Source organism: Microbacterium sp. LB12 (assembly GCF_037150835.1).
Classification (GTDB): domain Bacteria; phylum Actinomycetota; class Actinomycetes; order Actinomycetales; family Microbacteriaceae; genus Microbacterium.
Genome location: NZ_JBBCPF010000002.1, coordinates 284,758 through 308,474, shown reverse-complemented (window position 1 = coordinate 308,474; position 23,717 = coordinate 284,758). Strand labels below are relative to the sequence as shown.

16 protein-coding genes are annotated in these 23,717 nt (G+C 69.1%); 8 read left to right on the top strand and 8 right to left on the bottom strand.

From position 1 onward, the window contains the following. Positions 1-103: 103 nt before the first annotated feature. From WFM69_RS05920 to WFM69_RS05905, 4 genes are all read right to left on the bottom strand, one after another. Positions 104-5,767 carry a PKD domain-containing protein gene (locus WFM69_RS05920; protein WP_337002646.1) on the bottom strand — a complete coding sequence of 1,888 codons (5,664 nt, stop codon included), beginning with the start codon at positions 5,765-5,767 and terminating at the stop codon, positions 104-106. A 169-nt stretch (positions 5,768-5,936) separates the two neighbouring features. After that, a complete protein-coding gene (locus WFM69_RS05915) occupies positions 5,937-6,569 on the bottom strand; it encodes a hypothetical protein (protein ID WP_337002644.1) in 633 nt (210 codons plus the stop codon). A 93-nt stretch (positions 6,570-6,662) separates the two neighbouring features. Further along, positions 6,663-7,565, bottom strand: coding sequence for a glycosyltransferase family 2 protein (locus WFM69_RS05910; protein ID WP_337002642.1), 903 nt, complete (start codon positions 7,563-7,565; stop codon positions 6,663-6,665). Beyond that, positions 7,555-8,298, bottom strand: coding sequence for a CDP-alcohol phosphatidyltransferase family protein (locus tag WFM69_RS05905; protein WP_337002640.1), 744 nt, complete (start codon positions 8,296-8,298; stop codon positions 7,555-7,557). The genes WFM69_RS05910 and WFM69_RS05905 overlap by 11 nt, the downstream gene beginning before the upstream one ends. 124 nt (positions 8,299-8,422) lie before the next feature. Between WFM69_RS05905 and WFM69_RS05900 the strand changes: the two genes are divergently transcribed. Beyond that, a complete protein-coding gene (locus WFM69_RS05900) occupies positions 8,423-10,636 on the top strand; it encodes a glycosyltransferase family 4 protein (RefSeq protein ID WP_337002638.1) in 2,214 nt (737 codons plus the stop codon). Further along, positions 10,633-12,306 carry a polysaccharide deacetylase family protein gene (locus tag WFM69_RS05895; protein WP_337002636.1) on the top strand — a complete coding sequence of 558 codons (1,674 nt, stop codon included), beginning with the start codon at positions 10,633-10,635 and terminating at the stop codon, positions 12,304-12,306. Before WFM69_RS05900 ends, WFM69_RS05895 begins: the two co-directional genes overlap by 4 nt. Positions 12,307-12,356: 50 nt before the next feature. On the opposite strand, the gene WFM69_RS05890 is transcribed toward WFM69_RS05895, so the two are convergent. Then, positions 12,357-15,026 carry a right-handed parallel beta-helix repeat-containing protein gene (locus WFM69_RS05890; protein ID WP_337002634.1) on the bottom strand — a complete coding sequence of 890 codons (2,670 nt, stop codon included), beginning with the start codon at positions 15,024-15,026 and terminating at the stop codon, positions 12,357-12,359. A 254-nt stretch (positions 15,027-15,280) separates the two neighbouring features. After that, positions 15,281-16,495, bottom strand: coding sequence for a glycosyltransferase (locus WFM69_RS05885; RefSeq protein ID WP_337002632.1), 1,215 nt, complete (start codon positions 16,493-16,495; stop codon positions 15,281-15,283). Between the two features lie 118 nt (positions 16,496-16,613). Between WFM69_RS05885 and WFM69_RS05880 the strand changes: the two genes are divergently transcribed. Next, the gene (locus WFM69_RS05880; RefSeq protein WP_337002630.1) at positions 16,614-17,069 is read left to right on the top strand and encodes an adenylyltransferase/cytidyltransferase family protein; all 456 of its coding nucleotides are present in this window, start codon (positions 16,614-16,616) and stop codon (positions 17,067-17,069) included. Between the two features lie 34 nt (positions 17,070-17,103). Here WFM69_RS05880 and WFM69_RS05875 read toward each other — a convergent pair whose 3' ends face one another. After that, positions 17,104-17,496: an SIP domain-containing protein gene (locus WFM69_RS05875; RefSeq protein ID WP_337002628.1), complete on the bottom strand. Its 393-nt coding sequence runs from the start codon at positions 17,494-17,496 to the stop codon at positions 17,104-17,106. A gap of 172 nt (positions 17,497-17,668) precedes the next feature. Here WFM69_RS05875 and WFM69_RS05870 point away from each other — a divergent pair, with 172 nt between their 5' ends. From WFM69_RS05870 to WFM69_RS05850, 5 genes are read left to right on the top strand one after another with little or no spacing between them, the layout of a single operon-like run. Beyond that, positions 17,669-18,124, top strand: a complete 456-nt coding sequence (locus WFM69_RS05870; RefSeq protein WP_337002626.1) for a hypothetical protein — start codon at positions 17,669-17,671, stop codon at positions 18,122-18,124. Then, entirely contained in the window at positions 18,121-19,158 is a 1,038-nt protein-coding gene (locus WFM69_RS05865; protein WP_337002624.1) for a cation transporter, read from the top strand. Before WFM69_RS05870 ends, WFM69_RS05865 begins: the two co-directional genes overlap by 4 nt. Beyond that, positions 19,155-19,418, top strand: a complete 264-nt coding sequence (locus WFM69_RS05860; RefSeq protein ID WP_337002622.1) for a glutaredoxin family protein — start codon at positions 19,155-19,157, stop codon at positions 19,416-19,418. Before WFM69_RS05865 ends, WFM69_RS05860 begins: the two co-directional genes overlap by 4 nt. A gap of 31 nt (positions 19,419-19,449) precedes the next feature. Further along, positions 19,450-20,844, top strand: coding sequence for an MFS transporter (locus WFM69_RS05855; protein ID WP_337002620.1), 1,395 nt, complete (start codon positions 19,450-19,452; stop codon positions 20,842-20,844). A gap of 28 nt (positions 20,845-20,872) precedes the next feature. After that, the gene (locus WFM69_RS05850; RefSeq protein WP_337002618.1) at positions 20,873-22,654 is read left to right on the top strand and encodes an aldehyde dehydrogenase family protein; all 1,782 of its coding nucleotides are present in this window, start codon (positions 20,873-20,875) and stop codon (positions 22,652-22,654) included. 78 nt (positions 22,655-22,732) lie between these two features. Here WFM69_RS05850 and pip read toward each other — a convergent pair whose 3' ends face one another. Beyond that, positions 22,733-23,716, bottom strand: a complete 984-nt coding sequence (gene pip / locus WFM69_RS05845; RefSeq protein WP_337003044.1) for a prolyl aminopeptidase — start codon at positions 23,714-23,716, stop codon at positions 22,733-22,735. Position 23,717 lies beyond the last annotated feature (1 nt).

Here is a 23,717-nt window from a genome sequence, read left to right as displayed (position 1 = left end):
GGTGGCCCGGGACAAGGGGTGGCTCGACACCGCTCGGGGCGGGCAGCGCAATGACGATGCCGGGTCCCGCATGAAGCGAGACCCGGCATCGTCGTGCGTGTGATTACGGCTTGGTGATCTTCAGGTCATCCCAGCGGAACACCGTCGACGGAAGCGTGGATGCTCCCGACATGGTGTTCATCAGACCGACCGTGCCGGCGACCTGCATCGCCGCGGTCGTGTCGGTCGCCGTCGCCTGCCATGCGGCCGGCTCGACATCGGTCGCCTTCCACACCTTGGCGGAGAGCGTGGTGGGGTTGGTGCCGGTGATCGAGAACGCCACGTTCAGGACTGTACCGGGCGTGTAGGTGACACCGGGCATCAGGTACGACCCCAGAGCGACCTCGTCGCGGAGCAGGTAGAGCCGTACGGCACCACCGACCTCGAAACGGACCCGCGCGGAGTAGTTGGATGCACCGACCTGGCGTCCGATGACCGTCGCGGTCGCGGCGCCTCCTGTCGCAACCGTGTCCGCCGAGAGCGAGACGCGGATGACGGCGTCGGTGGTGGACAGGCCCAGACGTGCGGTCCGGGTCGCGGACGGGGTGAGCGCCACGTTGCCCGCTCCGTCCGACACCGAGTACGAGGTCGATCCGCCCGAGAGCGTCCACGCCCCGCCTGTGTCGGCCGAACCCCAGCCGCCGGCTGCAACAGTCCGGCCGAAGGCGTCCGCTGCGAGCACGTCGGCCGCGGGCGGAGCAGCCACCGTGACCGGCTTGGTGATCGTGCCCGTCGCTCCGCTGTTGTCCGTGACGGTGAGCGTGACGTTGAACGTGCCGCCGGCTGTGTAGGCGTGCGTCGCCGTCGCGCCGGTGGCCGTTCCGCCGTCGCCGAAGGTCCAGGCGTAGGACTGGATCGTGCCATCGGGGTCAGCCGAGGCCGAGCCGTCGACAGCCACCGAGAGTCCGGTCACGGTCGGCGTGAACGCTGCGACGGGCACCTGGTTCGCGGCCGGAGCGACCACCACGTCGATGCTCTTCGTGGAGACGCCTCCGCGATCGTCGGTGACAGTGAGCTTCACCGGGTAGGTGCCGGCTGCCGCGTAGGTGTGCGACGCAGTCGCGCCGGTCGCCGTTCCGCCGTCACCGAAGGCCCAGGCGTACGACTGGATCGTGCCGTCGGGGTCGGTAGACGCGGAAGCGTCGACGTTCACCTTCAGGCCGGCCACCGTCGGGGTGAACGCTGCCGTGGGCAGCTGGTTCGCCGTCGTCGGCGCGGTCGGGTCGACCACCGTGAACGAGTTCATGCTCATGGTCGCGTTCGGCGTGGCGGACGTGCCGCCGAGGTAGGTCAGCAGGCCGACCGAACCGTTGGCCTGCATGGCCGCGGTCGTATCGGTGCCCGACAGCGTCCAGTTTGCGGGCTCGCCTTCCGTCGAACGCCAGACCTTGGTGCGGATGGTCGTCGGCGAGGTGCCGGTCACCTGCAGCCGCACCGACAGCTCGGTGCCGGCCGTGTACGTGCCGGGCAGCACGTAGGAGGCGCCGATCGCGTTCTCACCCCGGAGGATGTAGATGCGCATCGTGTCACCTGCTTCGAACCGCACGCGTGCCGAGTAGTTGTCCGATCCGGCCTGACGGCCGATGAGCGTCCAGGAGTATCCCGCCCCGGTCCGGTCGACCGTGAACTTCGCCGAGATGTCGGAGTTCTTGGACGAGACCGAGTTCAGCATGACGCCGCGGGTGTCGTAGATGTTGGAGAAGATACGACCTGCCGAGCCGTTCACGGAGAAGCTCGCGTTGCCACCCGAGGCCGTCCAGGCTCCGCCCTTGTCCGCCGTACCCCACCCGGAGGCGGTGGTGCGCTGGAAGAGGTCGCTGGCGAGGACCGTGAACTTGGGCGGTTCGACGGCCGTGACCTGCTTGGAAGCCGTCGCGGAGCCACCCCGGTCGTCGGTCACCGTGACCGTGACCGTGTAGGTGCCCGCCGCCGTGTAGTCGTGCGTGGTCTTCGCCGTCGTCGTGGTCTTCGTCGTCGAATCGCCGAAGTTCCAGGCGTAGGAGACGATCTGACCGTCGGAATCCGCGGATGCCGAGGCGTCGAGCGATGCGGTGAGGTTGTCGATCGTGGCCGTGAGCGCCGCCGTGGGCAGCACGTTCGGTGCGAGCGCCGCGGTCACCGTCTTGGTGGTGGTCGCGCTGCCGCCCCGGTCATCGGTCACGGTGAGGGTCACCGTGTAGTCGCCCGGTGTCGTGTAGACGTGCGTCGCCGTGACACCGCTGCCGACAGCGCCGTCGCCGAATGCCCACGAGTAGGTCGCCAGCGTGCCGTCGGAGTCGGAGGACGCTGAGGCGTCGACCGCGACGCTCATGTCCGTCGTGACGGCATTGAACGCAGCCGTCGGAAGGACGTTGGCGGCACGGACCGTCACATCCTGCGTCATGGTGTCGCTCGTGCCGCGGTCGTCCTTGACGGTGAGCTTCACCTGATAGGTGCCGCCCGTCGTGTAGGTGTGCGCGGTCGTCGGCCCCTCGGTGGACGTGGTTCCGTCGCCGAAGTCCCACTTGTAGGAAGCGATGGTGCCATCAGGGTCCACCGACGTGGAGGCGTCGAACGCGACGTCCAGGTCCGTCGGGATCGCGCTGAAAGCGGCCGCCGGGGGCTGGTTGACCGAGCCGAACGCTCCGAGCTGGTAGTGCTCGTTCACCTGGGCGGCCGTGAGCGGCGTGCTGTAGATCGCGACCTCGTCGATGGTCCCGGTGAACGTCGTCGCGCCGCCCCAGCCGCTGTCGTTGCCGACGCGCCAGTAGCCGTTGTACTCCTGCGCCGAGGTGGTCGGGTTGGTCCCCACGAGCGCACCGTCGACGTAGAACGCCATGCCGTCGCGCGAGAGCTCGCCGACCACGTGGTGCCACTGACCGTCGTTGAAGGAGCCCGACGTGGTGATGAGGTTCTGCGCCCCGTTGTACACCCCGAAGTTGAGCTTCCCGTTCGGCGTCATGTAGATGTGCCGGTCGTTGCTGCTGCTGAGGCCGCTGTTGCTGTCTCCGAAGCCGACGATCTTTCCGCCGGCTGTCGTCGAGGTCTTGAACCAGGCCTCGGCCGAGAAGATCTGCGGGTTGACGTACTGCTTCGTGCCGGCCAGGCGGACGGTCGTGGTCCCCGTGGTCGGCGCCCAGCGCACGGCCGTGTTGGAGACGCCCGAGAGCGCGCCGCTCTGCCCCTTCACCAGCACGCTGGTGTTCCCGGTGTAGGTACCCGTCGACTTGTTGATGCCCGAGTCGGCCGCGGTGGTCGTGCTACCGGTCTCGCCGAGTCGCCAGTACAGCGTCGGGTCGAGGTTGAACACGGCCTTGCCGTAGTTGTCGGCCGGAGCCGCAGGGATGGTCGATGCGCGGCCGCTCGCCACGTAGTGGGCGTCGACCTCGGAGCGCGTGAGCGCCCGGTCGTAGACGGCGACGTTCGAGATAGAACCGCTCAGGTACGCGCTGGTTCCGGTGTTCGGCCAAGAACCGTAGTTGTCCCCGCCGATCCGCCAGTAGCCGGTGTAGTCCTGCGCGGTCGTCGTGTCGGTGCGCTCACCGATCTTGACGCCATCGACGTACAGCACCTGTCCTGCGGGGCTCAGCGACGCGACGACGTGGTGCCACGTGTTGTCGTTGAAGCCGGTCCCGCTGGAGATGGTGCGAGTCGTGCCCGGGTAGACGCCGAAAGTGACGCGTCCGGAGTTGTCGAGGTAGACGTGACGGTCGTAGCTCGACGAGCTGCCGGTCGCGGAGGATCCGAATCCGACGACCTTGCCGCCGCGGGTGCTGTTCGTCTTGAACCAGGCCTCGACCGTGAAGGTCTGCGGTCCGGCGACGGGCGTCGTGGTGTTGGCGGCCGAGCCCGAGCTGCCGCTGAACGTGGTCGCCTTGCTCGTCGATACGGGTCCGGTCGCTCCGCGGGTCGCGCTGGCGACCGCGAGGTCGCTGCCACCTGCCCAGTCGTACCCGGCCGTTCCGCTGGCCTCGTTCAGGGGCCAGTAGTCGATGGCACCGCTCGCGAGGACCGCTTCGTCGTAGGCGGTCGAGACACCGGCTGCTGCCGTGGTGACGGGCGTCCAGTCGGTCTGCGTGCTGTTGCCGTAGGGGTCGAGCACCTTGATGCGGTAGTTGTAGGTGGTCCCCGGGACGGCTGTCTTGTCGCGATAGGTCATGGCCGGTCGCGTCCAGAAGTTCGACGCCTGGTCGGTCTCGTAGATCGGGGTCGTCATGCCCTTGTCCTGGCGGAAGACCTGGTAGTGCAGAAGCTGGTTGTCGCGGTCGTAGTTCGCGCTCCAGGCGAGGCGGTTGACCCCGGTCTGGACGGATGCGGCGTTGAGCACCCATGCTCCGCCCTGCACCTGCGGACCCTGCTGGTTGGGCGCGATGGTCTTCTTGGCGAACCGGACGATGCCCTGCTGGGACGCCCCGTTCACCTTGAGGAACTCGCCGCCGACGAGCAGGTAGTCACCGGAGGAGGACACCTGCCACGGACCCTGCGACTGTCCGGTGTAGGTGCCGGGTACGTACTCGGGGTACCACTGCAGCAGCGAACCCGAGGGCTGGCCGGCGAAGTTGCGGTAGCCCTGCGTGTCGTTCGTGATGAGCTGACCGCTCGGCGCCTTCGCGAACGCGAGGGAGTGCTTGTAGGAGCGCGGGTTCGTCTCGGGGAAGCCGTTCACGTTGCCGCAGTAGTGCGGGTGACCGACCACGTAGACGGCGTCGCCGACGGGGGCGATGTCATAACTGTCGCCGTGGCAGTCCTCCATCCAGACGAGGCTGCCGTCGCTCCAGTTCGCGCGGAATCCACCCTCGAAACCGTCCTGCGAGGTTCCGCCGTAGTCGAAGCCCGTGCCGTAGACGCTGTCGCCGTCGGACGAGAGCGAGTACATGGCGGCGACGGTTCCGGCGTTGCGGAGCACGCTGTTCATCGCCCAGGGCATCAGCGTCCCGGTGTTCGCGTCGAGTGCGGTGATGCCACGTCCGGGGTTCGAGGAGCCGTTCACCGTGGTGAACGATCCGGCGATGACGACCTTGGAGCGGTCGGGCGAGACGACGATGCCCTTCGCGCCGTAGCCGCCCTGCACATCCGCGTTGAATCCGGTCACGGCCCCTGTCGATGTCGACACGGCGGCGACCTTCGTGCGCTGGGTGCCGTTGATCGTGGTGAACTCACCGGCGAGGTAGACCGTGGAGTCCGTGAGTGCGATGGAGTCGATGCGGCCGTTCGCCTCGGGCGCCCATGACGTGATCAGAGCGCCGGTGGCGGTGTCGAAGGCGGCGACGCGGTAGCGCCACGCTCCGGCCGCCTGGGAGAACATCCCGGCGACGTAGATGCGGGAGCCGTCGGCCGACTTCTTGATGTCGAGGACCGTGCCATTGGTGCCGGGGTTCCATGAGGTGATCAGCGCACCCGTGGTCAGGTTGTAGGCGAGCAGGTTGGCTCGCGGCGTCTCGTTCGTGCCGGCGGGCGAGCCGGCGGGGCGGGCCTGCGCGAAGCTGCCGCCCACGTAGACGGTGTTCCCGACGACCTCCTGTGCGTACACCACACCGTCGATCTGCACCGTGGGCAGAGCATCGGCGGCATACGTCTCGGGCGTGCCTGCGGCGGGCGTCGTATCGGCCACGGCAGCGACGGGAACGGTGAGCGCTCCGAACGTCAGCGCCGCGGCGACGGCGACGGCGCCCGCGATCTTGATGCCACGTGAGCGGCGAGTCCCTCGCTTGTCGGCCGTCACAAGACGGCGTCCCCAGTTGATGTGCACTTTGTTTCTCCCCAGAATCTGCACGGCGCACGAAAGAAGTGCGCTTGTTGAAGATCGCCTCCCATAGACGACCTAAACCCCTGCGCTGATACTAGGGCATCACCGGCATATCGGCAAGAGCCCAACGTCCAGTGCGAAACACCCCCGTTTCCGGGACAGAAGCGGGGCCTCAGCCGACCTTGCCGCGGAACACGAACGCTGGCTGCCCGGCGCGGTAGTCGACCGTGAGCGTCACGTCGTCGCGCTGGTTCTCCGGGATGCTGTAGACGTACACGCCCTCGGCGGACTTCCCCGGGGCCAGCGTGCCCTCGAACGGCGCGGCTCCCGGCTTGACGAGACCACCCGCGGGTGTCATCGCCTCGCCGATGTAGGCGTTCACTGCGATGAACCCGAGATCGATCGCCTCACCCGTCCCGTTGGTCAGCTTCAGCGTGAACTGCACCGCCGGTCCGGCGATCTCTCCGGCCTGCACGGCTTCGCCCTGCACGGACTTCATGGCCGTGATCTGCGCGACCAGTCCCTCGCCGTTGTCGGACGGCTCGCCGGGCGCCACCGGCGCGAGCTCGGGCAGCGTCCCGGGAGTCTCGGACGGATCCGGGGTCGGCTGATCCGTGGGCTCGCCGCTCTGAGCCGGAGCCGACGGCGACGCCGACGGGCTCGTGGTCGGCCCGGCGGTGCCGGACGAGTTCGACGTGACGACGAAGTACACGATCACCGCGATGAGCACCACGGCGACCGCGGCCACCCAGATCCACGCCTTCGAGCGCGGGCGTGCTGTCGTTTCGCCAGATTCTTCGACCATGATCGTCCCGCTCCCTGCCCCCCGGGCCGTCGCCGTGTCGACGGACGGGCCGATTCTATCCGACCGCGTCCGGTCGAGCTCGGCGCTCTCGCCTCATCGGGCGAGGCGACGACCGTCACGCCATCCGCGCCATGCGGCACCGACCGGCCGCCACGGTTTCAGGAGCTGGCGTCTGCCGCCGCGGAGCAGCACCTCACGGGCGGCGCGTCGGGCGCTGGCATCCCAGCGGCGCACGGTCTCCGGGTCCAGGAGCTTCTGCGCCAACAGCATCCGATTCCTGATGTTGTAGTAGTAGTACAGGGGTGATTTGGCGTGCACGTCCGGGTCACCGATCCCCTGCGTCCCGCCTTCGTCGTGCACGGCCTTCGCCTCCTCCACGAGGAGCAGCCGGCCCCCGACGTCTTCCACACGGAGCGAGAAGTCCACGTCCTCCCAGTAGAGGAAGTAGTCCTCATCGAAGCCGCCCACCGCGGTCCACGCGTCGTCGTTGATCATGAGCACGGCACCCGTGAGCCACCGCCGGACCCGGGCGTCGGGGTGCCGCTCGGCCCACGCACGCCCGTGCGTGGCTCCGTCGTCGAGGTCGAGCACGTGGCCGGCCGACCACACCCGGCCCGCGCCGTCCTCCACGATCGGTGCCGCGACGATCTTCTCGGCGACATCGACCGCCTCGAGCAAGAGGTGCACGGCGTCGGCGCCGATCGACGCGTCGGGATTGATCAGGAGGTACCTGGTCCTGCCGTCCGCGCGCGCGGCGGTGACACCGCGGTTGACGCCCGCACCGAACCCGAGGTTCTCGTCCTGCAGCAGCGGGACCCACCCCTCGCGATCGGCGAGCTCGCGGACGAGGCGAGCCTCTTCGACGGAGGAGTGATTGTCGACGACGTAGACCGCGGCATCGCGGAGAGCCCTGCTCGTGCCGACGAGGTTGCGCGCGAGCAGCGCCGATGAGCCGTAGTTGACGACGATGATCGCGAGGGAAGACTCATCCGCCATGCGCGGCCTCGTTCCCGAGGGCGCGCATCGCGCGGAACCACCGCACGGCCGCGAGCAGGCAGAACGCGGCCGCGGCGGCGAAGAAGAAGGCGTAGGCGTAGGCGAAGACGTGCGGCCACCCCCACAGCACGTACACGAGGCAGACGATTCCGTAGTCGACGGGCAGCAGGATGAGCGAGCGCAGCGCGCCACCACCGCCCTGCTGTGCAGAAGTGGCGACGCCCTTCGACGCCTTCAGCAGATCGTTCAGGATCATGCCGAAGAAGGTCGCCGTCGCGACGATCGCGAAGCCCAGCGGCACCAGCAGATAGAGATCCGGCGCATCCGTGAACCGGTACAGCCCGATGGCCGTCGCGATCGGCAACGAGACGATCTTGATCGCGTCGATGAAGTGATCGAGCCACTCGCCGGCGATCGACCCGCCGCCGCGCAACCGCGCCACCTGTCCATCCGCGGAGTCGAGCGCATAACCGATTGCGAGGAGCAGCCAGACGATCAGTCCGGTCCACCACGCGGGCGGCACGAGAGCGAGCACGAGGATGCCCGTGAACGTGAACACGGCGCTCACCGTGGTGACACCGTTCGGCGACATCCCGAGGCGATGGGCGATCGCGGCGAAGACCCGTCCGACCGGCCGATTCACGTACACGCTGTAGCCGGGCGCACCCTTCGCGCGACCCTTCTGCGCGGACGCCAGTCGCCTCATCGAATCGGCGAAGCTCTCGGTCGTCATTCGGCGTGTCCCCTCCGTCGAACCCCGCTGAGCAGGCCCGTATCCACCAGATAGAGTATGCCTTGCCGCGGCGGCACGCATCTGGGGAGCGAGCCGAGGACTCGGCGAAGGGGAGGACTTTGCAATGACCGTTGTCGACCCTGCGGGCGGGGCCCGACGGCCTCGGATCCTGATCAGCGCGTACGCCTGCGGACCCGACATGGGCCCGGAGGCGTCAGCAGGCTGGGCGATCGCTCGTGCCGCCGCCGAGACCGGAGACGTCTGGATCCTCACGCGCGAACGGTTCCGCGACGCCCTGGCGACCGCTCTCGCGGACGCGCCGGAGCTCGCCGCCCGGGTGACCGTGGTGCACATCGATCTCTCCCCCCGCGTCATGCGGTGGAAGCGGCGCGGATGGGATCTCTACTGGTACTACGCGCTGTGGCAGCGCCTCGCCGGCCGCACCGCCGCACGCCTGCACGCCGAGGTGACCTTCGACCTCGCACACCACGTGACCTTCGCGAACGACTGGATGCCGTGCGGCATCTCCGCCCTCGACGTCCCGGTCGTGTGGGGTCCCGTCGGCGGAGCGAGCACGGTGCCCGTGCGGTCGCTGCGGCCCTGGTTGGGTCTGCGCGGAACCGTGACGGAGATCGCGCGCACCGCTCTCACCGCTCTGCCGCGTGCGATCTGGGGCGACCCGACCGCGCGTCGCGCCGCCCTGGTCGTGGCCCAGAACCCGGATGTGGCCGACCGGTTCCGACGCGCGAGGTACGTCGTCGTGGAGCCGAACGCGGCATTCGCCGAGGAGATCCCGCCGCATCGAGGCAGCGAATCGGGACGGGTCGCCGTGTTTGCCGGCCGCCTGCTCGCCTGGAAGGGCGCGGCTCTCGCCATCGACACCATCGCGAACCCCGCTGCAGAGGGATGGCGCCTCAAAATCCTCGGTGAGGGATACGAGCGTCCCCGCCTGGAACGGATGGTGAAGGAGCTCGGCCTCGAGGACCGCGTCGAGTTCCTCGGGCACCTCCCCCGCGAGGAGGCGCTCGAGACGCTCGCGACCTCTGACGCCCTGCTCTTCCCGTCGATGCACGACCAGGCGGGCTGGATCGTCGGTGAGGCCAGTGCCATGGGGCTGCCCGTGGTCTGCCTCGACCTCGGCGGGCCTCCGACGCTCGCCCACATCAATGCGCACGTGGTGAAGGCCGATGCGCCCGACCTGCCCTCCCGGCTCGCCGCGGCGCTCCGGGACACCTCGTCGCACCCCGGCCGCCCGCATCGGCGGTGGGCAGAGGATCGGCTCCCGGCGACCGTGGGCGGCTGGTACTCGACCGCCCTCGCGGGACGCCGTCGACCGCTGATCGTGATGGAGTCGCTCACCCGTCTCCGCCCGACCACCAACCCGTACCTGGTGCAGTTGTGCGAGTCGTTGGACGCGACCCCGGGCATCGCGCTGTCGTTCTTCAGCTGGAAACGCGCTCTTTTCGGCCGGTTGGATGTCTTCCATGTGCACTGGCCGGAGCTGCTCGTCGGCGGTCATCGCCTCTCCGGGCGCATCGCACGACGCATCCTCACTGCTGCGTTCCTGATCCGCGTGCGGCTGAGTCGGGTCGCCATCGTCCGGACGATGCACAACCTGGAGCGCCCCTCCGACATGGCGCGGATCGACCTCTTCCTCCTGGATCGTGTCGACAAGCTCACGACGCTGACCATCACGCTCAACGACGACACCCCTCTTCCCGCTGGGCATGCGCGCCGCACCATCCTCCACGGGCACTATCGGGACTGGTTCGCGACGCACCCGGCTCCCGCCTCCGTCGAGGGGCGCATGGGCTACGTCGGCCTCATCCGCCGCTACAAGGGCGTCGAACAGTTGATCGATGCGTTCCGCGCGCTGGATGCCGAGGGGTCGACGCTGTCCGTCGCCGGGCGTCCCTCCACGGACGACCTGAAGACCGAACTCACGACGCTCGCCGACGAGGACGCCCGCATCGAGTTCCACTTCCGCTTCCTCGACGACGCCGAACTCGTGAGCCGTATCTCCGAGGCGGAGTTCATCGTGCTGCCGTACCGGCACATGCACAATTCGGGCACCGCGTTGGCGGCGCTGTCGCTGGCACGACCGATCCTGGTCCCCGACAACGTGGTGAACCGCGCGCTCGCGGTCGAGGTCGGCGAGCGTTGGGTGCATCTGTTCGACGATGAGCTCACCGCCGCCGATCTCGAACGCGTTCGCGGGGCGGTCGCCGATGCCAGGGAAGGCGCACCGGATCTCTCGCAGCGTGAGTGGTCCACGGTCGGCGCCGCACACGCCGAGGCGTTCCGCGCGGCGGCGGCATTGCGACGGGCTCGCCGATGACGAGCGGCACCCGGATCGCCGTCGCCATCCCGACCTATCGGCGACCCGAGAGACTGGCGAGCCTCCTCGCGGCGCTGCCCGACCGGTTCGCCGAGTTGGACGAAGGGTTCGAGGCCGAGGTCTTCGTGATCGACAATGACCCCGAAGGCACTGCCCGCGACGTCGCCACCGCACCACCGCCCGGGGTCAGGGTGACGTATGCGCCCGAACCGACCCCCGGTATCGCCGCTGCCCGTCAGCATGCACTCGACGCCGTAAGCGGGTTCGATCTGCTCGCCTTCATCGACGACGACGAGGTGCCGCATCCGCAGTGGCTGCGCGCCCTGGTCGACACCTGGCGCCGCACCGGCGCCGCCGCCGTGGCGGGCCATGTGCACACCGCCTTTCCCGAGGGCACCGATCCGTGGGTGCTGGCATCCGGCCTGTTCGCGCGTCCGCTGCGCGAGGACGGCGAATCGCTCCCCGCAGCCGGCGCCGGAAACCTCCTCCTCGACCTGGCACAGCTCCGCGCTCTCGGCACCTCGTTCGACACCTCTCTCGGCTTGTCGGGCGGCGAGGACACGCTCTTCACGCGTGCCATCGTCCGTGCGGGCGGCGCGGTCGTGGCGTGCCCGCTGTCGGTCGCCGAGGACTCCCTCGACGAGGATCGCGCCACCCGAAGGTTCGCCCTGGCTCGCGCACGCCATCACGGCCAGACCCAGTCGGTGATCGAGTTGCGACTGGCCGGAGGGCGCCCGGCCAGAGTGATCTCGCGGGTGCGCAACCTGGCCAAGGGTGTCGGTTGGATGGGTCGCGGAACGCTGAAGCGACTGCGCGGGCTTCTGACCGGGTCACTCTCGCGTCGCGCACGGGGCGCACGCGAAGTGCAGCGGGGGATCGGGCTCGTGCAGGGGGCGTTGGGCGCCGCCGCTCCCGAGTACGCCCGCAGCGATGCCCGCCGTGATGGCGTTCGTCGCCTGCGAGCGGGAGTCCTCCGCATCCTGCGGGGCGTCTCACCGGTGTTCCGCTCGGCCGTCGGGGTGCAGACCCGGAGCAAGGTCGTCATCCTCACCCTCGACGACGGTCCGGATCCGGAGTGGACGCCAGGGATCCTCGATGCCCTCGCCGCACGCGGAGCCACCGCCACCTTCTTCGTCCTGCTGACCCGCACGCGCACTCATCCCGAGCTCCTTCAGCGCATCGTCGACGCAGGGCACGAGGTGGCGCTGCACGGAGCCGACCACCGCCGACTGACATCCTTCTCCCGCACGGATGCCCGCCGGATGCTGCACGACGGTCGAGCCGAACTCGAGCAGCAGCTCGGCACGACCGTGCGCTGGTACCGCCCGCCGTACGGCGCGCTTTCGGTGTCGTCGTGGTCGGCCGTGCGGCGAGCGGGTATGACTCCCGTGCTCTGGACGACGAGCGTGCTGGACGGTCGCGACGCCTCGCACGCCGAGCGTCTGGCCCGTGCCACCTCGGGCGTGGGCCCTGGCACGATCGTGCTCGCCCACGATTCGCGCGCCGACGCGGCAGACGGAGTCGACGACCCGGCGATCGCGCCGTTCGACCGCGTGGCACTGATCTCGGACGTGCTCGACGAGTACGACCGACGTGGACTCGCGGCCGTATCGCTCGCGAATGCGCTGCGCACCGGCCGTCTCCGTCGTCGCATGCTGCTCGTGAAGTGAGAAGGGCCGGACCGGCGGCCCGATCCGGCCCTTCTCGTGCGTGAGCGGAATCAGCGAGCGGTCACCGGGGGCTCGAGCGCCCCGACCGTCCGCGTCGCAGCCGGGACCTGCAGGGCGAGCGCGACGTTCGGCGGCAGCGCGTAGACACCCGTCACCGGGTTCGCCGCCGTGAGCTGCCAGGTGGCGGGATCGACGACCGGCGCTCCTTCACGGAGCACGGACTTGCCGTCGCCGCCGGTCTGAGCGCGGAACGAGTCGATCGTCGTGAAGCCGCGCGTGCCGTTCGGACCGTCCGCCCAGCAGGCGAAGTTCGACGGCGCCGACGCGGATGCCCGGTGATAGAGATTCGCATCCTGCGAGATGCCGAAGTCGTTCCCGTACCAGCGCGTGGTCAGGTCCTGCGTCAGCATCGGGCACGCTTGACCGCCGTACGACAGGATGTTGTTGCGCACCACGATGTCGCTCGTGATCCACGGGATCGCCGTCTTGAGACTCGCGACCTCCTGCCGACGCTCGTCCTGCATGTACGTGATCGTGCGCCCGTTGCCGACGAGCGTGTTGTTCCAGATGTCGACGTCGCCCGAGTCGAACACGAACATGCCGCTGTTGAGGTTGTCTACGACGTAGTTGCCCGCGACCACGGCGCTCTGGCTGAGCTCGATCTCGAGCCCTTCCCGACCGTTGCGGGCGAACACGTTGTCGGTGATGTTCAGCTTGGAGCTGGAGACGTCGAACCACAGTCCGGTGGCCGCCACGTTGTCGGAGATGATGCTGTGCGTGACGGTCACGTTCGTGGCGCGCGACATCTTCACTCCCGCAGCGACCGGCTGGTAGTTGAACCGTTGGGTGTTGTTGCCGGTCACGACCGAGTTCGCGAGCGTGAGCCTGTCGGCGCTGTTCACCGCGATCCCGAGCAGGCCGTTCCCACTGACCGTGATGTTGCGGAAGGTCTTGTCGTTGTTCCAGGCGAACAGACCGACGGTCGCGTTGTCGCGGATCACCATGTTCTCGAGCGTGATCCCGTCGACCTCGGCACTCACTGCGCCCAGCATCGCTACGGTCGTGGCGTAGCGCTGCACGCCGATGCCGCGCACGGTCGTTCCTTCGCCCTGGATCTTGATGCCCTTGGCGAGTGCGCTCGCGTCGACACCGTGACCTGCGGGGTCGCTGCCGATCACGAGCTGTTTCGCGTTCTGATCCACGAAGAACGTGCCGGCGGTCACGGCCGATCGGCTGCCCACCTGTGCGAGCGCAGTGCCGTCGATCCACACCTGATCGGGGAATCCGGCCATCGGGTAGGCCTTGTTGACCCACCAGCTCGTCTCATCCTGACCGGCACTGAACGACACACGCGGGTCGAAGAAGGTGCTCCAGGGTGCTGCCCAGGTGCTGCCCGACTGGGTCCAGCCGGTGACCGGCCGCGAGCCGTCGAACCACACGGCTTCGCCGGGCGCGGACTGGATGGTCAGCTTCTTGGAGAACGGCACCACGATGCTCTCGCGGTACGTGCCGGCCCGGAGCACCAGGGTCGATCCGCTGGGTGCGGCGTCGATCGCACGCTGCGCGCCCGCCACCGGGTTGCTCTGCGTGCCCGTGCCCGAGGTGCGCGTGCCTGCCGGGACCACGTAGATCGCGTCGGCCGGAGCGGTGTAGTTCGTCTGCCCGACGGCGATGGAACCGGCAGTCGTGCCACCGGTGGCCGGCGGCGTGACCGGCGGGGTCGGCGTGACCGGCGGGGTCGTCGGTGTGGGGGTCGGCGTCGGCGTCGGGGGCGGAGTCGGCGTCGGTGCGGGAGTGGGCACGGGCGCAGGTGTCGGTTCCGGAACAGGTGTCGGTTCCGGAGCAGGAGTCGGCGTCGGGGTCGGTGCAGAAGTGGGCTCGGGCGCAGGCGTCGGCTCCGGCGCAGGAGTGGGCTCCGGCGCAGGCGTCGGCTCCGGCTCCGGTGCAGGGCTGGGTTCCGGCGCAGGCTGCAGGTCGGCCGAGACCACGCTCAGATCGTCGACGGTCACCGCGAGCGGGCGATTGCCGGGCGACATGTACGTCTGGATCCCCGGGGTTCCCGCCGACCGCACCGCCTCGGGCGAGCGGTCGGTCACGGTCATCTGCCAGTCCGGGGTATCGGTGCCGTCGACCCACGCGCGCGCACGGATCTGCACGTCGTCCGTGCCGGCGGTGTTGATCTCGACGTGGACAGCGGCACCTGCGGCCACCTCCCCGATCAGGAGCAGATCCTGACGGAGCACGGTCTGCGCCCCGTCCGCGTCGTAGCGCGCGATCGAGAGCACTCCGCGTGACTGGGTGTCGAGCCGGAACCGCGCACCGTACGACCCGACCTCGCTGTTGCGGGCGGTCACGATGGTCGTCACGCCGTAGCCTGCGGTGGGGACCGCCGAGGAGCGGATGGTCGCACCGACGGTGGCGTCGGTGGCCGCGGCGGCGGTCGCCGCGTGGATGGTCCGGTGACCACCGCGCACCCGGATGACTCCGGCGTCGTCGCTCACGGATGCGGACGAGGCGGGTGTGGAGACGTAGCCCTCGCCCCACCCTCGGGACGCGGGTCGGGTGAAGCTGTCGGTCCAGGTGTCGGAGCCCCGGCCGGTGTCGGTCGTCGTCTGCGAGGCGGGTGCAGTCGGTGAAGCGTCCGCGTCGTCAGCAGCGGCACGCGCCGGCACGACGAGCGATCCGATCACGACCGCCGCGGCGGCGGCGATCCAGATCAATCGAGGAGTGTGAGGACGGTTCTGCGATCGCTGGGGCGCGACCTGGCGGAACGAGGTCATGGGGAGAGTGAGCCTTTTCGTGGGGGATCCTGCTTCTGTCAGCGAAGACCGTGGTCCCTCATCACGCTGTCATCGGTGTGCACCGACTCGAACGCTCTCTTGCAAGGAACCAAGCGAACTTCGGGTCCCTCCCCGCAGGCACCATACCCCATCAAAATGGAAATGTTTCGGAGGATCCGGAATATCGCTCGCCTCTAGAGCTCGCCCGGCTTCATCGCCTCGACGTCGATGGCTCGGATCACGCGCTGCGCGGCGGTGTCGGTCGGAGGCTCCGCGACCTCGCCCTTGCGGCGACGCTGCGGCGCGTAGACGACGAGCGAGTGGAACAGGAAACGGGCGAAGAAGGCCACGATCAGCGAGAGGGCCGTCGCGAGCACGCTCGAGATATGCCAGGTCTCGACCATCAGCGCCATGATCGGGATCCGCAGCGCCGCCTCGACGTTGTTGAACGCGAAAGAGCTGGCGAACCGGATGCCGAGTGCACGCGCGTCCGTCTTCATGTCTGCGAAGACGAACCGCTCCTGCAGCAGGAAGTTGCCGATGATGGTGACTTCCGCGCCGATGATCGCCGCCCACACGTAGGGCACGCCCGCCGCGGTCAGTCCCCACATGATGCCGAGGTTCGCGACCGCCCCGATCACGCCGATCAGGGCGAACAGCGACATCTTCCCGAAGCGCAGACGCGCGAGGTGCGCGATGAACGTCATCCCCTGGCGCATGCTCGCCTTCGACGTGCCGTGCCGTCGTTCGCCGAACTCCATCGGCACCTCGGCGATGCGCAGGTCGTTGCGGGCGAGGATCTCCAGGAGGATCTTGAATCCCTGCGGCTTGAGCCCGGCGAGGTCGAGGCGACGGCGGTCGACCAGGAAGAAGCCGGTCATCGGGTCGGTGCTGCGGGCGAGGCGGATCGGGAACATCGCCCTGGTCAGCCACGTCGCGGCACGGGAGACGCCGTAACGCACAGCCGTGCCGAGACCGCTGGTGTCCCCTCCACCGATGTAGCGGGAGGCGGCGACCACGTCCGCGTCACCCGCGGCGTGCCGCGCGAGCAGGGCGGGAAGAAGCTCGGGGGGATGCTGGAGGTCGCCGTCCATCACGATGCAGAGGTCGGCCGTCGCGGCGTCGAGGCCGACGACCACCGCGCCGCCCAGACCGCCCGTGTTCTCGGATCGGTGGATCACCCGCACCGGGATCGGAGCCTCGGCGGCGACCCGTGCCACTTCCGCCGCGGTGTCGTCGGTGCTGTCATCGACGAACAGGATCTCCGCATCCCATCCGGCGAGCGCGGACGCGGTGCGAGCGACGAGCTCGGCGACATTGTCCCGCTCGTTGAACGTCGGCACGATGACCGTGACCGGTGTCCCCACGTCCGCCCCCTGTTCCGCGCGCGCATCGCGTGCGGGCTCCATCGTTCCACGGGATCCTATGCGGAAGGAAACCGGCCTGCTAGACTTTCGAACCGCGGCTGTGGGAGTCGCGAAGCGGGTGAGGATCCGCTTACTGGGGAATCACTGATCTGGGGAGATCATGGGGACGCGTATCGGCTATGCCGTGGGTGCTTTCGACCTGTTTCACGTCGGGCATCTCAACCTTCTTCGTCACGCCAAGCAGCACTGCGACATCCTGATCGCGGGCGTCGTCAGCGACGAGATGCTGCGCCAGGTGAAGGGCATCGAGCCCGTCATCCCGACGGCGGAGCGTGCGGAGATCGTCAAGCACATCTCGTTCGTCGACGATGTCTACGTCGAGACCACTCCGTCGAAGATGGACTCGTGGCGCGACGTGCAGTTCACGCACTTCTTCAAGGGCGATGACTGGCGCGGCACCGAGAAGGGCCTTCGACTGGAGCGCGAGTTCGCCGAGGTCGGCGTCGAGGTCGTGTACTTCCCGTACACGGCGCACACGTCGAGCTCATCGCTGCGCCGCGCTCTCGATGCCATCACGGCCGGTGCGGGCGCCCCGGCCGTGGCTGCGACCCGCTGACGACCGAAGACCCCGATCTCCGCGGCGGCGAGCGTCAGTTGGCGACGCCGAGCAGACTGCGTGCCATGCGGGCCACGTGCGGCGGCGTGTGCGGCCCGAGCCACACGGTCCACTGCGACGGCGGCTCGGTGCACGTCCACTCCACGCACCACGCGTGCACGGCGTTCGCCAGCCGTTCACCCCGTGTGTGCGCGCGGATGCCGTCGCCGCGCACGAGCCAGCGCACCGAGACGCCCTCGGGCACGTCGATGTGGCGGAACTGGATGCGCGCCGCGGCCTCGAGGATGACGACACCCTGCGCATCCCACGGCAGCCGCGCGGTGATGTTCGCGATGAACCCGGCATCGGCCGCGTCACCGGCGATGAGCACGGCACCTTCGATGTTGTCCCAGTCGGGATCCTCCAGGTGCTCGCATGCGCTGCTCATGCACCCAAGTATAGGTAAGGCTACCCTTACTGACAAGACGGGGTGCGGTCGAAACCCCGCCTAGCGCGCTGAGAACTGTCACGTCAACGCCGTTGTCGAGCACCCCCCGAGAGCGCAGGCTCCGCTCGTGAACACATCCTCCCGACCGCGCGGGCAGTACGTCCGGCGAACGGTGACCCCCCTTGCTACGCTGGCGCTCCTCGCGGCCCTATCCGGCTGCGGACTCTCCGTCCCCCTCGACCCCGACGGAACACTGGACGCGGTCCGCGGCGGGGAACTGCGCATCGGCACCTCACCGGACGGCGACCTCGTGCATGTGACGAGTGACCAGCCGTCCGGACCCGTCGTCGACCTCGTCGACCGCTTCGCCGCGAGCCTCGACGCCGAGCCCGAATGGACCGTGGCGTCGGAGGAGACCCTGGTGCGAATGCTCAGGACGGGCGATCTCGACCTGATCGCCGGAGGGATCACGCCGGACACCCCGTGGATCGATGATGCGGCCGTCACGCGCGGCTATCGCGGGATAGACGGCGCCGACGGACGCGAGCTCGCCATGCTGGTGCCACTGGGCGAGAACGCCTTCCTGTCCGCTCTCGAACGATTCCTCGATCACGAGGTGGGGTCATGACGGAGACGAAGCAGTTCGGCCGGGCCGCTCTTCCCCCCGAGCAGGAGCAGGCCATCAGGAAAGCCGTGTTCTGGGAGATCTTCACGATCGTCTACACGTCGATCACCATCACCGTGATCGCGCTCGTGGTCGGCGGGTCGCAGGCCATGCGGACGGCATGGATCGAGGACATGCTCTCCCTCATCCCCCAGTTCGCATTCCTGACGGCACTTCTCTTCGTCCGCCGCCGCCCCACCCGGAAGCACCCCTACGGTCTCCACCGCGCGATGGGCATCGGGCACCTCGTGGCCGGCGTTGCGCTGCTCGCCGTCGGAGTGAACCTCGCTCTCGAAGCCGTCACCGGTCTCGTCGCCGGCGAGCACCCGACCATCGGCACGGTGCAGCTGTTCGGCCAGACCATCTGGCTGGGGTGGCTCATGGTCGCCGTCATGATCGTCGTCATCATCGGACCGGTGTTCTTCTACGGTCCCGCGAAGGCGCGACTCGCCCCGGTGCTGCACAACAAGCTCCTCTATGCCGATGCCGACATGGCCAAAGCCGACTGGCAGACCACCGTAGCCTCGGTCGTCGGCGTGCTCGGGGTGGGAGTCGGCCTGTGGTGGCTCGACGGTGTCGCGGCCCTCTTCATCTCGCTCGGCATCATCGGGGACGGCCTCCGCAACACCAGGACGGCGGTCGTGGACCTGATGGACCAGCGCGCACGGACCTACGACAGCAAGCATCCGCACCCTCTCGCCGCCGACATCGTGTCGTATGTGCGCAGTCGACTCTGGGTGCGGGATGCCGCGGTCCGGATGCGCGACCAGGGTCAGGTGTTCCACGTGGAGACGTTCGTCGTACCGCGACGGCGCACGGTGTCGATCCGAGAGACGACCGCGCTGACGAAGGGCATCCTCGCGCTCGACTGGAAGATCCAGGACGTCGTGGTCGTGCCCGCCGACCGGCTCCCTGACGAGGCCGACCACGGGCGCCGCGAAGCACCCCACCGGCACTCAGCGCCACCCCATCCGCGCGGACGTAGGCTGGAGACATGACTTCTCCTGCATCCGACACCATCACGATGTTCGGCGCCGACTGGTGCCGCGACTGCATCCGCACCAAGAAGCAGCTCGACGAGCTGGGTGTCGAGTACACCTACATCGATCTGGTCGCCGAGCCCTCCGCCGCCGACGTCGCGAAGGAGATCTCCGGCCGCACGAACATCCCGGTCGTCGTGTACCCGGATGCCTCGCACCACGTCGAGCCGTCGAACGCCGACGTCGAGTCGAAGCTGCGCGAGCTCGCCCTGATCTGAACCGGCGTCATCGCGCCGCTACACTGGCGCGATGAGCACCGAAGCTCGGCCCGAGCGAGCATCCGTCCGTCTTTCTCCGCGCACGATAGTGTTGTATGCGATCGGCTCGCTCGGCACCGGCGGCTACGCCACGCTGCCCGGACTCGTGCTGACGTACTTCCTCACCGACAACCTCGGTGTCGCCGCCCTCGCGGCGGGGCTCATCGTCACGGCCGCGAAGATCTGGGACGTCCTGATCGACCCGCTGATCGGGGCCGCCTCAGACCGCCAGCTCGCCCGCACCGGCTCCCGCCGCGGATTCATGATCACCGGCGCCCTCGCGCTGCCGCTGTTCTTCGCCCTCACCTTCGCGGTCCCGCCGTCGTGGGGCCCGGTCGCCGGAGCGATCTGCGTACTGCTGGCGTTCCTGGCGACCGCCACCGCATTCAGCCTGTTCCAGGTGCCGTACGTCGCGCTCCCCGCCGAACTGACCGGCAGCTACGACGAGCGCACCCGTCTGCTGGGCTGGCGCGTCGTGGTGCTCACGGCGTCGATCCTCCTGTTCGGCGCCGGCGGACCCGCCCTGCGCAACGCCGGCGACGACCCCGTCACCGGGTACCTGCTGATGGGGATCGCCTCCGGTCTCGTGATCGGGATCGGGATGCTCATCGCCGCGCGGACGGCGAGCGTCGCCGCCCGCACCACCGCAGCCGTCGCCACCCCGGACGCCCCCGCATCGACCTGGCGCGAGCAGTACATGTCCGGATTCCGCGCGCTCGGACGCAGCCAACCCTTCCGCGCGTTGCTGGGCACGTTCGTGCTGCAGGCGCTCGCGACCGGCACGATGCTCGCCGGCGCGCAATACGTGGCGACGTGGGTCCTGCGCTCCGAGGACGCGGTGACCTTCGTCTTCGTCGCGCTCGTGGGGCCGGCATTGCTCGCCACCCCGGGATGGACCGTCATCGCCAGGCGGCTCGGCAAGGAGCGGGCGTTCCGCATCGCCAGCATCCTGTTCACGGTCGCGTCGGCGACCCTGATCGTCGCGGTGTGGACCCCCGGCGCGTGGATCTACGCCTCCGTCGCGATCGCCGGCATCGCCTACGCCGGACTCCAGTCGTTGCCGATGGCCATGCTGCCCGACGTGATCTCACATGACGAGCGCACCAGCGGACCGGGACAGGCGGGCACGTTCACCGGCATCTGGACCGCGGGCGAGACCGTCGGCTTCGCACTCGGGGCGACCGCGGTGTCGCTGACCCTCGCGATGACCGGCTACATCTCCACCGTCGCAGGTGCCGCCGTCGAGCAGCCGGAAGCCGCGATCACGGGCATCGTGCTCAGCTTCAGCATCCTGCCCGCGGCGCTCATGGCGGCGAGCCTGCTCACGCTCCGGCACTACCGGCTGCGGCGCGAGGACATCGATGCCGTCGCGACCGCCGACGCTTAAGCTGGGATCCCGTCCGAAGGAGACGCCGATGACTTCCGCCCCCGCCCCCACCGCGAAGCGCGCACCGAAGGCCGAAGACCCGACGCTCGGCGAAGGCGAACGGGCCCGACTCGACACCGCCGTCGAGCAGCTCCAGGTCGGGGCACGCACCTGGTCGGCTCTGACCGTGGCCCAGCGCGTCACCCTGCTGCGCGCTGTGCGAACCAGCGTCGCCGCCACCGCGGAGGACTGGGCGAACACGGCCGCCTCGTCGAAGGGCCTCGATGCCCGGCATCCGCTGCGCGGCGAGGAATGGCTCAGCGGCCCCTACAGCGTGCTCGGTGCGCTCGACGCGTACATCGAGACGCTGTCGCGCCTCGCGAACGGCACCAACCCGCTCGACGGGATCACGATCGACCGCGCCCCCGGAGGCCGCACCCGCGTGCACGCCTTCCCGCTCACGGGCATCGACAAGTTCCTGCTGTCGGGGTTCACGGGCGAGGTGTGGCTGGAGCCGGGCATCAGCCCGAACGCGGCGCGAGCCAACGCGGGCCTCGCGCAGCGCACGCCGACCGCATCGGGTGGCGTCGGCCTCGTGCTCGGGGCCGGGAACGTGACATCCATTCCGGTGCTCGACGTGCTGTACGAGCTGCTCGCCCACAACCGCACCGCCCTGCTGAAGGTGAACCCGACGCAGGATGCCCTGGTGCCGGTGTACAAGCGCGCTCTGGCGCCGCTGATCGAGCCGGGCTTCCTCCGCATCGTGCGCGGCGGAGCGGCGACCGGCGCCTATCTCACGGGGCATCCCGGCCTCGTGCACGTGCACATCACGGGCTCGGCGGCAACGTTCGATGCCATCGTCTGGGGCCCGTCGAAGGGCGCGGGCGCGGCGGCGACCGCGCGCCGACGCCGGGAGGATCGCCCCCTGCTGAAGAAGCCGATCACCGCCGAGCTGGGCGGCGTCTCGCCGATCATCGTGGTGCCCGGAGCATGGACCGACGCCGACATCGCGTATCAGGCCGAGCACGTGGCGACCATGCGCCTGCAGAACTGCGGCCACAACTGCATCGCGGGTCAGGTCGTGATCATGTCGTCGGACTGGGACCAGGCCGACGCCTTCCGCGCTGCCCTGCGACGTGCGTACGCCAACGCCCCCGAGCGGCCGATCTGGTACCCGGGATCACCGTCGCGCATGGAGCTCGCCACCGATGCCTACCCCGACGCGCTCGTGCTCGGCGACCGGCTGCTCGTCGAGATCGACCCCGACGACGACCCCACGGCGCTGGAGACCACCGAGTACTTCGCGCCGGTGCTCGGCGTGGTCACCGTGCCCGGCACCGGTCAGGAGTTCCTGGACGCCGCCGTCGCACACGCGAACGAACGACTCCAGGGGACGCTCGGGGCCAACCTGCTGATCGACCCCGCGACCGAGAAGGCGCTGGGAGCCGGCTTCGAGCGGGCGATCGCCGCCCTCCACTACGGATCGATCGCGATCAACGGTTGGACGGCGTTCGGCTTCATCACCCCGACGCTCACCTGGGGAGCCTTCCCCGGCGGCACCCTCGAAGATGTGGGCAGCGGCATCGGCGTCGTGCACAATGCGCTGCTGCTCGACGGAGTGGAACGCTCGGTGCTGCGCGGACCGTTCCGTCCCTTCCCGCGCTCGCTCCCGGTCGCGAACGGCGGCGGTCGCCTGACGATCCTGCCCAAGCCGCCGTGGTTCGTGTCGGCGCGCACCGGGGCCGCCGTGAGCGAGGGGCTGACCCGCTATCGTGCGAACGGCGGCGTCGTCGGATTGATCAAGACCCTGACGAAGGCACTGCAGGCCTGAGCGTCAGCGAGACGAAGGAGATCTCCTGAGACGAAGGAGCCGATTCCGTATCTGCTCCTTCATTCCAGGAGATCACCTTCACGTCGTGCGGCCCGAGCGGGCGAAGCGATCGGTCGCCGCGCGCAGCGCCCTGCGGATGCCCGGCTCCGTGGCGGAGTGACCGGCGTCGTCGACCACGATGAACTCGGCCTCGGGCCAGGCGCGATGCAGATCCCACGCCGTCATCATCGGTGTCGCGACATCGTGCCGCCCCTGCACGATCACCGTGGGGATGTGGCGGATGCCGTCGACGCCCGCGATCAGCTGCCCCTCCGCCCACCAGCCGCGGTGCACGAAGAAGTGGTTCTCGATGCGGGCGAACGCGATCGCCGTGCGCGGGTCGGACATCGCGGCGATCTGCGCCTCGTCGGGCGTGAGCGTGACCGTCGCCGCCTCCCAGGTCGACCAGGCGACCGCCGCGGGCCCGTGCACCGCCGGATCGGGGTCGAACAGGCGACGGTGATACGCCTCGATCATCTGCGAACGCTCCAGCACCGGGATCGGGGCGAGGAAGCTCTCCCAGCGGTCGGGGAAGATCGCGGCAGCACCGCCCTCGTAGAACCACTCGAGCTCGTCGCGGCGCAGGGTGAAGATGCCGCGGAGGACGAGCTCGGTCACCGCATCCGGATGCGCCTGCGCGTAAGCGAGCGCGAGTGCACTCCCCCACGATCCGCCGAACACCTGCCAGGAGCGGATGCCGAGGTTCTTGCGCAGCAGTTCGATGTCGGCGATCAGGTGGGCCGTGGTGATGTGGCGGAGATCCGCATCCGGCGTGCTCGCGTGCGGTGTGCTGCGCCCGCAGCCGCGCTGGTCGAACAGCACGATGCGGTACACCTTCGGGTCGAAGAACCTCCGCTGCCACGGCGATGTCCCGCTGCCTGGTCCGCCGTGCAGGAAGACCACGGGCTTGCCTTCGGGGTTGCCGCTGACCTCCCAGTACACGCGGTGACCGTCGCCCACGAGCAGCTCGCCGCTCTCGTGCGGCTCGATCGGCGGGTACAGGGAATCCGGCATCTTCGGCATC